Source organism: Ensifer sp. ENS02 (genome assembly GCF_014851885.1).
Taxonomy (GTDB): domain Bacteria; phylum Pseudomonadota; class Alphaproteobacteria; order Rhizobiales; family Rhizobiaceae; genus Ensifer; species Ensifer adhaerens.
Map to the genome: position 1 here is coordinate 1 of NZ_JACVAO010000020.1, position 13,964 is coordinate 13,964.

Sequence of the window (13,964 nt, forward strand, 5' to 3'; positions counted from 1 at the left end):
CCGATCAACCAGGTGGTGCGCAAGCTGTCGGCGGCGCTGACCACCGGATGCTCGATCATCGTCAAGGCGCCCGAGGAAACACCGGCGTCGCCGGCCGAGCTCATCCGCTGCTTCGTCGATGCCGGGCTTCCGGCCGGCGTCGTCAACCTCGTCTACGGCGTGCCCTCGGTCATCTCGGAATACCTGATCGCCCATCCGGTGATCCGCAAGATGTCGTTTACCGGCTCGACCCCGGTCGGCAAGATGCTGGCGGCCCTTGCCGGCCAGCACATGAAGCGCGCGACGATGGAACTGGGCGGGCATGCGCCTGTCATCGTCACCGATGATGCCGATGTCGAACGCGCCGTCGCCATCATGTCCGCCAGCAAGTACCGCAATGCCGGCCAGGTCTGCGTGTCGCCGACCCGCTTCCTCGTGCAGGAGCGCGTCGCCGATCAGTTCCTCGACGGCTTCGTCGCCGCCTCGAAGACGATCAAGGTCGGCAACGGTCTCGAAGCCGGCGTCGACATGGGGCCGCTTGCCAACGAGCGGCGCATCCCGGCGATCGAAAGCCTGGTTGCCGACGCGCTCGAGCATGGTGCCCGATTGGCGACCGGCGGCCATCGCATCGGCAACCGCGGCTACTTCTTCGAGCCGACGGTTCTGGCAGACGTGCCGCTTTCCGCCCGGATCATGAACGACGAGCCGTTCGGCCCGGTCTCGATCATCAATCGCTTCCATGATCTCGACGAGGCGATCAACGAGGCCAATCGCCTGCCCTTCGGTCTTGCGGCCTATGCCTTTACCGGATCGGAGCGCAGCGCCCACCGCCTGGCAAGCGAGGTCGAAAGCGGAATGATTTCGATCAACCATCTGGGCCTGGCGCTCCCCGAAGTCCCCTTCGGCGGCATCAAGGATTCCGGCTACGGCACCGAGGGCGGCTCCGAAGCGATCGAGGCCTATCTGGAAACACGCTTCGTCACGCGGAAGAGCGTCTGACGCCGCGGCAGGTGAAACGTGGTCTGAGGAGCGACGTCCTCTTGCGGTCCTCCGTGGATACAGTGGCGAATTTTCCACAATCCTGACGGTTTCAGTCCTTGGACAACGAGGTATGGCTCGTCAGGGATACAAGTTCGACTTTGCACAACGTCATTCGAAGTGGCAGGCATGACCTTGCGGCACTAGATAATTGAGCACCGCTGCCTTGATGGTGGAGGAGAGAAAGCCGTAGTGGCCGGCACGCATCGAAAGCATGGTGGCCGCAGTAGGACGAAGGACAGCAGGCATTGTCGACATCCCGCGTTCGCGTCATCGATCTGGAAACGGCCGGCAACGGACCGAACGACGTCTGCGAAATCGGGTGGCAGGACGTGGTCCTTGAAGACAATGGACGGTGGGTCGTCAACGACGAACGCGGCGCATTGATGGTCAATCCGGGGCGGCCGATTTCGCCCGACACGATGGCCATCCATCATATTCTCGACGAACAAGTCGCCGGCGCGCCCTACTGGAAAAATGTGGCGCCAGAAGTGTTGCATCCGCACGGCGGGATCGACGCATTGGCCGCACATCGTGCAGCCTTCGAACAACGGTATTGCACGCCTCGTCTCACCGGCGGCTTGCCCTGGATCTGTACCTGGAAGTGCGCCCTACGGATTTGGCCCGATCTGCCACGATTTTCCAACCAGATGCTCCGCTACCAGCGTATGCCGGAAGGGCTCGTTCACGAGATAGGTCTTCCGGCCCATCGAGGCATGCCGGATGCCTACGTGACGGCCCATCATCTGCGCGATCTGTTGAACGCTGCATCGCTCGATCAGTTGCTGGCGTGGAGTGCCGAGCCGGGCTTGTTGCCGCGCGTGCCCTCCGGGCCTGATCGTGGGAAGGGCTGGGATCGCCTTAGTACTGAGACGCTCACCGAATTTCTTCGCGATAGAGATAGCGACATCCGCTTCAGCGCCCAGACCGAGTTGCAAAGGCGCGGTGAATTCGAACCTACCGCTGCCGACGAGCCAGTGCAGCAAACCTTACTATGACTGGAACTGTGCGTCGCGCATGCGCCGAATGAACGGCGGCACCAGGGTGACGCTCGACGAACGCGGTGATCTGCCTTGGTGAAGTACTCTACTCAGCATCGACAGGAATTGCCTTGAAGACACGCAAACCGCTTATCCTCACAGCCCGGATCGCGGAGATCGATCTTGAGATCTTCGATCGCCTTCGAAACGCGCATTTCCCGTCGGAGCAAAACTTCCTCCGCGCTCACCTCACGATGTTTCATCGGCTACCCGGCGAACACCTCGAGCGGATCGTTGGAGAATTGCAGGCCGCTGCCACCAAGCGTGACCAGATCCGCGCGCAGGCAGCCAGTGTTCGCCATCTCGGCGCGGGCGTGGCGTTCACGATCAGAAGTCTTGCGCTTGAAGACCTTTATGCAGAACTAAAGCGCGCTTTCATGCCATGGCTGGGCGGTCAGGACATGCAGAGGTGGCAGCCGCATATCACCGTCCAGAACAGGGTTTCGCGGTCAGCCGCAGACACCTTGCACCGGCAACTGACACACGATTTCAAACCACGATCGTTGACGCTGGAGGGCCTGGATCTCTGGAGATATCTGGGCGGACCTTGGCAGCTCGAACGAGCGATCTGTTTCGAGATCTCCGCTCTCCGTACAGCGCCATTGGCCGGCTCAGCGGCGATCGTTGACGATCATCGCTGAGCCACATGGGCGGACAGATGCTTTATCCGCGCGCTTATGACCAACAGGGGCGGGGCACAGAGACCTCAAAAGAAGACTGTGGGCCGCAGGAAGAGACCACATCCCCGACACATCGCGCGGAGGCGCACATCGATGACGGATGCGATGCCGAACTCGCTCAATTCTCCGAGCACCGTTCTGACCGGGTCTCGGTCAGGAAGATGGTGAACGCTGTGGCGGGCAGTGCGAGGCCGATCATGGATGCGAGCCACCATCCACCAGAGGCAAATGCCCAGGCACCCAGGGCAGAGCCAATGGCGCCGCCGGTGAAGAAGATTGCCATGAAGAGACCGTTGACCCGGCTGCGCAAGTCCGCGCCGAGTTCGTAAATCGAGCGCTGCCCCGTCACCAACGTCATGGTGACGCCGAAGTCGAGCAGGATTGCAGCAAGCGTTAAAAGTGTGAGCGCAAAGGTCGAACCTTCAGAGATTTGCGTCATCAGAAAGGCGGCCGCGACACTGACAAGGCCGAATGCCGTTGCCGGCCGCACCAATCCCTTGTCAGAAAGGCGCCCAGCGATGGGCGAAGCAATTGCGCCCGCAACACCGGCCAGGGCGAAAAGCGCAATGCCATTATGACCCAACCCAAAGCTGGGCCCTGCAAGATAAAGCGGCGTCACGGTCCAGAAGATGCTAAATGCCGCGAACTGACAGGCCTGATAGGCGGCGCGCCGCTGCAGGACCGGCTGCGTCGCGAGAAGCTGGGCCATCGACTTGAGCAGCTGGCCGTAGCTCAATCGACCCACCGCAGGCATGCGGGTCGGCAATTGCGTCCATAGAAGGGCTCCAAGCCCGACCATAACGATCGCGGAAACATAAAACACGGTATGCCAGGAGCTGACGCCGGCAATTAATCCGGCAATCGGCCGCGCCATCATGATCCCAACCATCAAACCGCTCATGATATTGCCAACGACGCGACCCCGCACGGCATCCGGTGCAAGGTTGGCAGCGAACGGCACGATCATCTGGACAGCAACCGAGCCAAGCCCGATGGCGAGCGAAGCGGTGAGAAAGGGTCCAGGTGTGGTGGAGAGCCCGGCCGCGATCAGGGCAAGAGTAACCAGGCTGATCATGGTCACAATCAACCGACGATTTTCCAGGAGATCACCCAATGGCACGAGGAGCAGCAACCCGAGGCCGTAGCCGATCTGGGTCACGGTCACGATCAAGCCTGTTGCCTCAGCCGGTAGGCCGATGTCGAGTGCGATCGGCCCGGCGAGTGGCTGGGTATAATAGAGGTTGGCGGCAATCAGGCCGCAGGCGGCGGCCATCAGAAAAGTCATGCCGGCGGAGATTCCGGCCGGGCGCTGCGACTGGGCGAGGGAAGCTGGAGTTGTCATGGAATGTGCCTTGGGAGAAAGGAGGCGGGCGGGTTGATCAGTCGAGAATGCGCAAGATTGCTTCACCGGAAGGGAGCAGCTGGTTCTCCAGCTCTCCGGTCTTGCCGGCGATACGCACGCCCTGCAGATAGGAAAATAGCGCAAGCGCGGTACTCGCGGGATCGGCGTCATGGCGAATTGAACCATCTAACTGGCCATCGCGAATGAAACCTTCGAGCCGCGTGACGAGCTTGCGATTGTGTCCTGCGACCTTGGCGGCAATCTCGGCATCGGACAGAACCAGTTCCACGGCGGCACCGATGGCCAGGCATCCACGCCTGCCGGTCTCACCACAGGCGGACATGGCATAGAAACTGACGACGCGGGCAACCTTTTCGCGACCGGTGGAGGCTGAAGACAATACCTGTTCCAAAAGGTCAGCTCGGACCTGCTTATAGCGGTCGTAGGCAGCGACGAAGACGTCACGCTTGTCCTGAAACGCCTTGTACAGGCTGCCGGCAGTCAGTCCCATTTCGGCTTTCAGTTCTGCGATGGAGGTTCCGTGATAGCCCCTCTCCGAAAATATGCGGATCGCCGCATCCAGAGCTTGGGTCATGTCGAACTCGCGGGGGCGCCCGACGGAGCGATGGGAGTGTCTTTCGGAATTCATCTGGCGGCCTATTAGGAAACGATCGTTCCCTAATAGGCCGCCAAAGGGATTTGGTCAAGCCGCTTATCTATCGGCATCTATTGGAAAGACGAGTGGCGCGAGCTTAGATCGAACCCGTTGCAGTTGATGATGCCCCACATTGCGCTTGGTATCGAGCACATTGGCTGACAGGAGCTGCAGCGTTGGTTCAGAGCGCAGACAAGTTGTCCGTGGGCATTCCACCGTGAATAAGCAAGCCGTCGATCTCCAGGCATTCATGTCCACGGCGTCGAGGGAAGCGTCTGAGGGCGATCGATCGCAAGAGCCCATGCCGGGGAGTTTCAGACTACATCCTGCTCATCGTGACAGTTCCTGAGCAACCGCTGCCCGCCCCGGTCCCCTTGAACCTGCCTTTCCCTTTGTCGTTCTTTATCATGCCGGTGAGGATGTTGCCGCCCTTGCGGCCTTTATGGACGAATGTGAGGGTCATATTAATAGTCCCATTCCTCGCGACTTTCCCCGAAAGCCCCGAGCTGGAGGATACAACGCCGTCATTTACCAGGATGGACGTTGAAAGCTCACGCCAATCACCGCAGTCCGTCGTAGCGTGCCTCGTTAGCTTCCACACGCCATTGAACACGCTCAAACCAGCCGCCACGCAACGATTTCCGCGAACTTCCATTCCGTTGCCACAGACGAGGGGGCAGACACGGCCACCGGCCGCCTTCAGACTATTCACGAGCTCCTCGGTGGGGGTGAGCGAGGCAAGCTTGATCCCCTTGCGTTCGGCATAGGCTTGCAGCGCCTTCTGACTGCCGCTACCCCATTTGCCGTCCACCTGCTCAAGGCATCCGACACGTACCAGTTCCCTTTGGGTGATCAGTGTGAGCTCGCCGGCACTCATTTGGCTGGTCGGATCGCTTGATCCCTTCAAGCCTGGTGTGGTCTGCTCAAGTTTAGCAAGTTCGGGTGGCACGCCGGTGACCTTCGGCAGGGCGGCACGCTTGAGGTCGCCCTGCCCCAGTTCAGCCGTCTCCCGTTCCTTATCCCGCGCTTCAATCGCTGCGATTTTCAGTTTCGCAAGCGTGACGAAGGCGCCGCTTGGGTATTGCTGAAGGTAGGCTTCAAAAAAGTTCCTCTCGGTCGCGTCCTTGATGGAATTCCAAAAGGAAAGCTCCACACTTCTGTCGGTGTCCGATGTGACCACCGCCGAGTTCGTTGGCGTCTCGGGGATTTTCGCCGGGTTCAGCACAACCGGGCCCGTCAGTGAGGAACTATCCCAGGGAATCTGCTTACCGCCGGTGACCTGCAACACGGCGCGACGCACAGCAATCAGGTCATCCGTTATGCTCTGCCCGGGTGTGCCGAGGTGTTGAAGCAAGGCCGACGTAAACGGGGAGTTTCGACCGGCGCCGTCAAGGGCGACGTTTCCCGGCTGCGTGGCGAACGCAATCAGCGACCCCACACCTGTATCGAGCTTGGCCAGGCCTCGACCGACGACCACGGACCGTGTTCCGAGCGACCGGGCCAAAGTCGTAGCGAGCGGATTGTCACGGCAAGCGTCGAGGAAAACCAGATTGACCTTGGCGTTGCGCTCCATGGCAGCAAGCACGAGTTCTATCGGTAGCGCCTCGAAGTCTAGATCATTGTTCGATTTCAGCTGCGCGTCGATCGGGATGATATAATTGCCACCGTTCACCTGCAGCCCGTGACCGGCATAGAAAAAAAGCGCCACGTCTGCGCCTTCGACCTTGCCGACGAACTCTCGGATCACTCCCCGCATTCCCGTCAGATCGAGGTCCCGACCCGTTACCACCACGAAGCCCAGTGCTGTCAATTTCGACGCCATGTCGCCGGCATCATTCTGCGGGTTCGCGAGCTGAGGTGCGTGTCTATAGGCGGAGTTCCCAATGACCAGCGCGACGCGCTTTTCGGCCCAGACGGGGGAGCCCACAAAAAAGAGCAAGAGCAAGACAGCGGCACGAAGGGAATTCATGAAGCAGCTCCACCACTCCGATCCCGAGCCGAGCGTTTGACAGCCACAGCGCGCAACCGTTGCCGTCACTTCATCGGAGCGGTCCAAAAAGGCCGCGACGGGAACATCAAGAATGATCCTGCCGGAGCATGTAGTCAATCGACGTCGGAAAGCAGATGAGATCAACAAACGACGGTTGTTGGCCTAAAAGGGAGCCTCCTGATCGTATGATTACTCCAAACTGCCCGCATGGAAAAATGGATCATCCTGACTGCTCGTAAATATCCGTCCGTACTAGTTCGGAATGATTAAAGACCGAGTGGCTCCCACTACTGTAGATTTAGAATCTACTTAATTTCGAAGGAGCGAACATGGTGAGGATCTTTCTCGTGCTCACAGCGCTGGCCGTCCCGATGGTCGCAATCGCTGATGATGAAACTGACCGTGCACAGGCCGGTGGACTAGAATTTCGCGCGCTGAAGAAGTGCGTACGAAAGGCGCCCGTGGGCGAGTTCGATAGAAAATGCGACATTCCAACAGTCGGGTGGCCAGGGGCTGAAGGACTTTGGCTGCCTAGTGTCTCTCAAGGTGCCGGCTGAACAATCTGTTTAGCACGTACCCGTGCTTTGTCGCCTTTCGGGGGAAGCATTTCCAGACGAATAGCACTCGACTTGGATCCGTCCGACGAATTGGCTCACCGGGGCTGCCCTAAGCGTCATGGGCCGGCCCTCGCACCGCCGCACGACCGGCGCTCCCCGGATGTGCCGACTTGAAGGGTTGCGGTGGTTCCGTCGATAGCGCCTCCCGGATGGCGTCCGTGATCGCAGAAACGACAAAGTCCGCCTGCGTTTCCTCAACGAGGAACTTCGCGGCTTCGTGTTCGTCCACGTCTTGCCATAGGACTATGCCGACCCGCGCTCCAGGAGCCAGTCGCTTCAGGCGACGGACAAGGAATTTGGCGTGGCGCATGGATTCTCGATCGAGAGCAGTGAGAACGATGGCATGCCGACCTTCGATCGGCAGCTCCTTGATTTTTTGCGGCCTGAGAGCTTCATGGCTGAAGTAATTGACGTCCGCGCCTTGTACCCGCAGAACCTGCAGGAGCATCATTGCCGTGACGTCGTCGAGCGCACTTCGCCCTCCTAGGCAAAGCACGGATCGCCCTTCACCGGGAGGGAGTTCATAATCGTTCTCTTTTTCATCGGTGTCGCGGTCGGGATCTTCGCTTTTGTCTTCGTCTTCCTCTTCAACCGCGATCTCCTCGAGGTTGGCAACCAGTGTACCTGCACTTTCGGCAACCCGTGCTCCTTGCTCTTCCGTCAAGGCACCACGCATACGGTCACTTTCGGCCAGAAGCAGCGCGGGAATGGCAACCGTGTCGTAAAATTCGACGAGGTACATTTCCTCAAGCATCTCCTCTGCATTATCCGTTGCTTCGTCCGGGTCTCCCGCCAGCAACCGTTGGTAAAGGCGCTCCTTTGGATTGAGGACGGGCTCATTGCCCAACAGAATTTCGAGGAATTCGAACTGGCGGACGTGGCGGCCAAGCACAACCAGGCAGACGGTGAGCGGGGTCGACAGTACCAGTCCAACCGGGCCCCAGAGCCAGGCCCAGAAGATGGCAGCTACAATGATCGCAAGGGGAGACAGTCCTGTGCGAGACCCATAGAGCCAGGGCTCGACAACGTTGTTGCTTACAAGTTCAAGGGCAATGAAGAGCCCAAGCGTCAGAACCACCAAGCTCCAGCCCGGAGCTGCTGCGAACGCGAGAAACAGAGGCAAGGCAGCAGCAATCACCGGGCCGATATAGGGCACGAAGCGCAGCACGATCGCGAGCATCCCCCACAAAAGTGCGTTTGGAATCCCTAAGAACCAAAGGCCAATCGCGAGCGGCACCCCATAGGTGATGTTGACGACAAGCTGCATGAGCAAGTACTGGCCCACCCGAGCGCCCGCATCTTGGAGCGCCTCGGTCGTTCGATGAAGATCGCCATACCCGACCAGCCGGATGAATCGGTCGCGCAGATCCTCCCGCTCGAACAGCATGAAGATGACGACGACGATGACGAGGCCAGCGGTTGCCAAGGGACCTAGCAGCGGATTGATGACGCTCATCAGGATTTCGACCGGGCGCTGCGGCGAAAATATCTCGACCAGAAGCGGCTTCGGTTCAGGCGCGGTCACGGGCGACACAGCCACATCTTTTTCAGGTCGGCTGAGCTCGATGCTGATCCGCTCCATCACCCGGCTCAATCGATCGAGTATCTGGCTGTCCGACCCAGCTTCTTTTAGGGAGCGGACCTTCTCGACGATATTTGACTGGTATCTCGGCACATCCCGCGCGACCTCGCTGATTTGCAGCGCCACTATGACGCCGAATGCAGTGAGGAAAAGGAAAGCCATCGTCACAGTCCCGGTAACCGCGACCGCGCGAGGGCAGCCGGCGCGGCGCAGCCTTGAGACAACGGGTGCAAGAGCAAACGTCAAAAGGATGGCAATCGCCAGGGGAAGGAAGACGTCCCTGGCAATGTAGAGCACCGCCACCGTTGCAGCAATTGCTGCAAGCGTTGGCAGTTTCGAAGTCTCGGCAGCTGCCCGCGACAAGGTCAGCGGATGCAATTCGACGGCCATATTGACCGGTTCTTTCCCACTCTTGCGCGAAAATCTCAGCATCGAACCTCCCGGGACCTTCCAGGCGTACCCCTTCTGGTCTCCAATTGCGAACCCTCCGGCCCGGCGGTTCTCAAGCTACGGGCAGGCGTCATCCATCCATAGGCACTGCCGATCAGCACCAACCAAACTGTTAATATTAGAACGGACGCACAAATAAGCCAGACGGCGAGGTCCCGATGCCAAAGGCCAACCTGGCCTGGAACGTTGCAGGACCTGTCGAAACCGGATCACCCGAGTGGCAATGGTCGGGGTGATGATGCGCAGGTCGCGGCGGAATTGTAGCCCCATTTGAGTAAGCGCCTAAGCATTGATCCCCAATTTCAGACGTGTTGGTATCCGCTCTCAATCGAGGGAGCTTTATGTTTGACGATGAGATCGAAATCGAGTGCCCCGAGTGCGGCCACGAAAACGGGACACCGGTCGACCGAGTGAGGGACGACGAGCACGTCCCCTGTGAAAGGTGCGGAAGCGCCATCGCGCTGGGCCGACGGAAACATTTGCTCATCATCGAGCACGTCACTAAGAACATCGCGAAACTCAGGCGCTCGCTCGCCAAGTTCAGGCAAAGCTCTCCCGCTGCCCGCCGGAGGCCCCGAGGAAAGTCGTAGATGGGACTGCGTCCCTTCGCGCTTTGAAGGCTCCCGTGATTTCAAACGCGTCGGATGGCCCAGCCGTCTCGCGCGCACCCTTCAACGATGATGGCGCGGAGCCGGGAACAACAGGAAAGTCGCACGCGTTTTAGCGAAAGCTTGAGGATAGCTTGATGCGCTCTACTGCGGATCCAAGGAGGTCCGTTATGGCAAAGCATCCAAGATACGTATCGCCGAAACAGACGGGCTTGTACCCGGATCGAGATCTGGACTGTCAGATGGCAATGGAAGATGTTTTCCAATCGGTCGCCGAATATGGCGAGGCGGCCGGCTGGAGCGAGCGCGAGGTCGCCGACGCGTTGATTGAACTGGCGCATAACCGGTGGTTCATGCTGGATGCCAAGGAGAAGATGTTCGAGGAAGGGGCCGGCGTCATCATTCGCAAGGATAGGACCTCCCCACTCCACTGAGCTACTCGGCCTCCATCTTGGCGACGAGGAGAAAATTAAGCGGGAACGGGACCGATTTCATCGCGGGCGGTTTCTAGGGCGGGGCCGCTGTATTCCATCCTGCCGGCCCACGCAGACAACGCACTCTCATCGCCCTCAGGCGCCTTTCGGGGCGATTTCTTTTGGCATCAATAAATTAGCAACCCGACAAGGAACAAGGTCTGCATCGGTGAGTTGAGACTCCGAGAAGGAGTTTGCTTATGATTTTTATACGACCTGAATTCGATTGCCGGGGCGGCGGAGGGGCCGACGTCTCAGGGCTGATCGCCTCGATCAAATACGCTCTTGCTTCCGAAGCGCCCTTCGATACGCAAAATCTCTGCTTCAGAGTGCTCGGAACATCCGTCGTCATCGAGGGTCAGGTCAGCCATAGTAGTGGTGACGATTTTGTCCGCCGTATCGCCGAGGATATTGCCGGGGCTGACCGGGTCCTCGTGCGCGTCGGTTGTCCTCGAAGCAACGGACTTTCGACGATCGGCGAAAGCATACGCAAGGAGAACGGTGATGCCTAACACAGGCGGTAATAGCGAGAGCCTCGCGAATAGGCTGACAGCACACGGACGCGAACCGACCGATTTCCCCGACGATAGCCCGCTCGGCAAGGGCGATTTGCGCGAACCGCGCGAGCCAGTGCCGGAATTTGACGAACCCGACGACGAAGACGATCTCGACGAGATCGAGGAAATAGAGCTCGAAAGCATCTTTGATCCGGACAGATACGATCCCGACGACGACTTTCCTCCTCCGGGATAGCAATGGTCTGGTCCAACTTTTCGGAAGAGAAGATGGAACCTGTTCGAGGCATCTGCGTTTTCGTTTTGTGGAACCCTGAGCCCCCGATCAGGGTGACGCCTTCACCATCCCTCCGGAAGTGAAGCCCCGATAAGCCAATGGCCTCGTCGCCGCCCGACGGGGCCATTCCTTTTCATGGCCCTTAATTCGGGGGTGCATTTTCGCTCCTGGGGACCACAATGGGGCTCGTCGGAGGCGCACGCACTTCCTGAGGTTGCCCAACTTTGCACCATCAAGGGCAAAACGGGGAGATTGATTGAGCTGCCTGTCTCGCGCCAGCGTTACGAAACTTTCATTTTATCATCATGCAGATTGTCACGGACTGTCACACGCAACTGTTAGCAAGCGCCCCGGCTTCATCGTGCCACCGATCCTGGTGTCCTCCATCCTGCAAGGAGCGTTTTGCAAATGAGAGTCTCCGTCACTACCTCCGTATTCCTCGGCCTGATGGCTAGCGTCGCGTTTGGCGCGCCAGCCGCAGCCGCCGAAAAGACGAAATTCGAGTTCTGGTACGGCCTTTCGGGCGATCTTGGCGAACGCGTCCAGGATGCCTGCAAGAAGTTCAACGAGAGCCAGTCAGAATTCGAGATCGTCTGCACCTCGCAAAACGGTTACGACACCACCCTGCAAAACACGATTGCCGCCTACCGCGCCAAGAAGCAGCCGGCGATCACCCAGATCTATGATGCCGGCACGCTCGACATGATGCTGTCCGGCGCCTTCGTGCCTGCAAAGAAGCTGATGGCCGACAATGGCTACACCATCGACTGGAACAACTATTTCGGCGGCATCGCCAACTACTACGCAACGGCGAAGGGCGAGCTGAACTCCTTCCCGTTCAACTCCTCGACCGCGATGTTCTACTACAACGTCGACGCCTTCCAGAAGGCCGGCATCGACTTCAAGCCGGACACCTGGGAGGAAGTCGAGGAAGCAGCCCGCAAGCTGAAGACGGCCGGCTTCGAATGCCCGCTCGCATTCAACTTCGACACTTGGCCGCTGATGGAGCAGTTCTCGGCGATCCACAACCAGCCGATCGCAACCAAGGCGAACGGCTATAACGGACTGGACGCCGAGCTTGTCGTCAACAAGACCAAGTTCGTCGACCACGTGAAGTTCTTCAAGAAGATGGCTGACGAGAAGCTCTTCGTGGTCAAAACCAAGCAGCTCGGCATGGACATCGTCCCAGCCTTCACGTCCCAGACCTGCCAGATGATCCAGACCTCGGTCGCCGACCACGGCACGATCGGCAAGACCCTTCCTGAGAATGTGAAATGGGAAGTCGCCATGTTGCCGGTCTGGAAGGGCACCGAGCGTCAGAACTCGCTGGTCGGCGGCGCATCGCTCTGGGTGCTCGCCGGTCGTCCGGAAGCCGAATACAAGGGTGCAGCCGCCTTCCTCAACTATCTTGCAACTCCGGAAATGGCCGAGTGGTGGTCGACGGTGACGGGCTACATCCCGGTGACCAAGACCGGCTTCGACGCCATGAAGGCCAATGGCTTCTACGACAAGGCTCCCTATAAGGGCCGCGAACTCGCCATCCAGAGCCTGTCCTTCACCCCGACCTCGGAAAACACCCGCGGTATTCGGCTAGGCGGCTTCACGCAGATCCGCAAGGAGTTCGCAACCGCCCTTGAAGCAATCTTCATGCAGAACGCAGACGTACAGGGCGAACTCGACAAGACGGTGGAACGCGGCAACGCGGTTCTGCGCCGCTTCGAAAAGACCTACGCCGGACAGACTTTGAACTAAAATCTGATCCGCCCGGAGCCTGCCATAATATCGGTGGGCTCCGATCGCTCTTCTTGCGCATTGGAATTTCGACATATGGACAAGCGCGCGGCCTTTCGCAGCTGGTGGCTGCCCAGCCTATTCGCCCTGCCGCAGATCATTTTGATCCTGCTCTTTTTTTATTGGCCCGCTGTCGCCGTTTTGCGATGGGCCTTCACGTTGGAGCCCCCATTCGGCGGTGCTGCCGAGTTCGTCGGCCTCGCCAACTTCCAGGAAGTCTTTGCCGATCCGCTCTATTGGAACTCCGTTGGCGTCAGCCTGGCATTCGCGCTTTGTGGAACGCTTGCCACCATTTTCATCGGTCTTGTTCTTGCCCTTGCTGTCGACCGGCAATTGCCGGGCTCCGCGCCGTTCCGGTTCCTCTACATTCTGCCCTATGCGATTGCGGGACCGGCGGCCGGTATGGCCTTCCGTTTCATCCTGTCGCCCGAGCGCGGGCTGATGGCCTCGGTCAACGCGGCCTTTCCGGACTTCTGGAACCCGGCCAAATACGGCAGCCACGCACTCATCCTCGTCATCGTCGTCTTTGCCTGGAAGTGGGCGGGCTACACCTTCATCTTCCTGCTCGCCGGCCTGCAGTCGGTCCCGCGCTCCCTGATCGAGGCAGCCGCGATGGACGGCTGCGGCCCGATCCGCCGCGCGGTCGATATCCAGATCCCGTTGCTGGCGCCAACGCTCTTCTTCCTGCTGGTGATCATGATGACCGAGGGTTTCGTCGGCGCCGATACCTATGGCATCGTCGCACGCACGACCGATGGGGGCCCGAACCACGGCACCGACGTGATGGTCTACCGCATCGTCGAGGAGGCGTTCCGAGGCCTGAACTACTCGGGTGCCTCGGCCCAGAGCCTCGTGCTCATCGGCCTCATCATGATTTTCACCTTCATCCAGTTTCGCTTCATCGAGCGCCAGGTCCATTACAAGTGA

Annotated in this window: 13 protein-coding genes; 8 read left to right on the forward strand and 5 right to left on the reverse strand. The window is 59.4% G+C overall.

Annotated features, from left to right (window positions below):
• Nucleotides 1-978: aldehyde dehydrogenase family protein (locus IB262_RS30095; RefSeq protein WP_192494104.1), on the forward strand; the 978-nt coding region annotated here is incomplete at its 5' end.
• 150 nt (nucleotides 979-1,128) lie between these two features.
• Here the strand turns inward: IB262_RS30095 and IB262_RS30100 are convergent.
• Entirely contained in the window at nucleotides 1,129-1,266 is a 138-nt protein-coding gene (locus IB262_RS30100) for a hypothetical protein (protein ID WP_156623649.1), read from the reverse strand.
• Here IB262_RS30100 and IB262_RS30105 point away from each other — a divergent pair.
• Nucleotides 1,266-2,015 carry an exonuclease domain-containing protein gene (locus tag IB262_RS30105; RefSeq protein ID WP_060521192.1) on the forward strand — a complete coding sequence of 250 codons (750 nt, stop codon included), beginning with the start codon at nucleotides 1,266-1,268 and terminating at the stop codon, nucleotides 2,013-2,015. The two genes, IB262_RS30100 and IB262_RS30105, sit on opposite strands and share 1 nt — an antisense overlap.
• Nucleotides 2,016-2,080: 65 nt before the next feature.
• Nucleotides 2,081-2,698 carry a 2'-5' RNA ligase family protein gene (locus IB262_RS30110; RefSeq protein WP_348646942.1) on the forward strand — a complete coding sequence of 206 codons (618 nt, stop codon included), beginning with the start codon at nucleotides 2,081-2,083 and terminating at the stop codon, nucleotides 2,696-2,698.
• 157 nt (nucleotides 2,699-2,855) lie between these two features.
• On the opposite strand, the gene IB262_RS30115 is transcribed toward IB262_RS30110, so the two are convergent.
• From IB262_RS30115 to IB262_RS30130, 4 genes are all read right to left on the reverse strand, one after another.
• Nucleotides 2,856-4,079 carry an MFS transporter gene (locus IB262_RS30115; RefSeq protein ID WP_192494105.1) on the reverse strand — a complete coding sequence of 408 codons (1,224 nt, stop codon included), beginning with the start codon at nucleotides 4,077-4,079 and terminating at the stop codon, nucleotides 2,856-2,858.
• Nucleotides 4,080-4,116: 37 nt separating this feature from the next.
• Nucleotides 4,117-4,728: a TetR/AcrR family transcriptional regulator gene (locus IB262_RS30120; protein ID WP_192494106.1), complete on the reverse strand. Its 612-nt coding sequence runs from the start codon at nucleotides 4,726-4,728 to the stop codon at nucleotides 4,117-4,119.
• Nucleotides 4,729-5,053: 325 nt separating this feature from the next.
• The gene (locus IB262_RS30125) at nucleotides 5,054-6,703 is read right to left on the reverse strand and encodes a caspase domain-containing protein (protein WP_110819048.1); all 1,650 of its coding nucleotides are present in this window, start codon (nucleotides 6,701-6,703) and stop codon (nucleotides 5,054-5,056) included.
• 687 nt (nucleotides 6,704-7,390) lie between these two features.
• Nucleotides 7,391-9,355, reverse strand: a complete 1,965-nt coding sequence (locus IB262_RS30130) for an AI-2E family transporter (RefSeq protein WP_192494107.1) — start codon at nucleotides 9,353-9,355, stop codon at nucleotides 7,391-7,393.
• A gap of 796 nt (nucleotides 9,356-10,151) precedes the next feature.
• Between IB262_RS30130 and IB262_RS30135 the strand changes: the two genes are divergently transcribed.
• The 5 genes from IB262_RS30135 (at nucleotide 10,152) to IB262_RS30155 (ending at nucleotide 13,964) form a co-directional block, all read left to right on the forward strand.
• A complete protein-coding gene (locus tag IB262_RS30135) occupies nucleotides 10,152-10,415 on the forward strand; it encodes a hypothetical protein (RefSeq protein ID WP_034791842.1) in 264 nt (87 codons plus the stop codon).
• Between the two features lie 239 nt (nucleotides 10,416-10,654).
• Nucleotides 10,655-10,966 carry a hypothetical protein gene (locus IB262_RS30140; RefSeq protein ID WP_051659234.1) on the forward strand — a complete coding sequence of 104 codons (312 nt, stop codon included), beginning with the start codon at nucleotides 10,655-10,657 and terminating at the stop codon, nucleotides 10,964-10,966.
• The gene (locus IB262_RS30145) at nucleotides 10,959-11,207 is read left to right on the forward strand and encodes a hypothetical protein (RefSeq protein WP_060521197.1); all 249 of its coding nucleotides are present in this window, start codon (nucleotides 10,959-10,961) and stop codon (nucleotides 11,205-11,207) included. The genes IB262_RS30140 and IB262_RS30145 overlap by 8 nt, the downstream gene beginning before the upstream one ends.
• Before the next feature lie 486 nt (nucleotides 11,208-11,693).
• Nucleotides 11,694-12,998, forward strand: coding sequence for an extracellular solute-binding protein (locus IB262_RS30150; protein WP_246802758.1), 1,305 nt, complete (start codon nucleotides 11,694-11,696; stop codon nucleotides 12,996-12,998).
• A 75-nt stretch (nucleotides 12,999-13,073) separates the two neighbouring features.
• Nucleotides 13,074-13,964: a sugar ABC transporter permease gene (locus IB262_RS30155; RefSeq protein ID WP_060521199.1), complete on the forward strand. Its 891-nt coding sequence runs from the start codon at nucleotides 13,074-13,076 to the stop codon at nucleotides 13,962-13,964.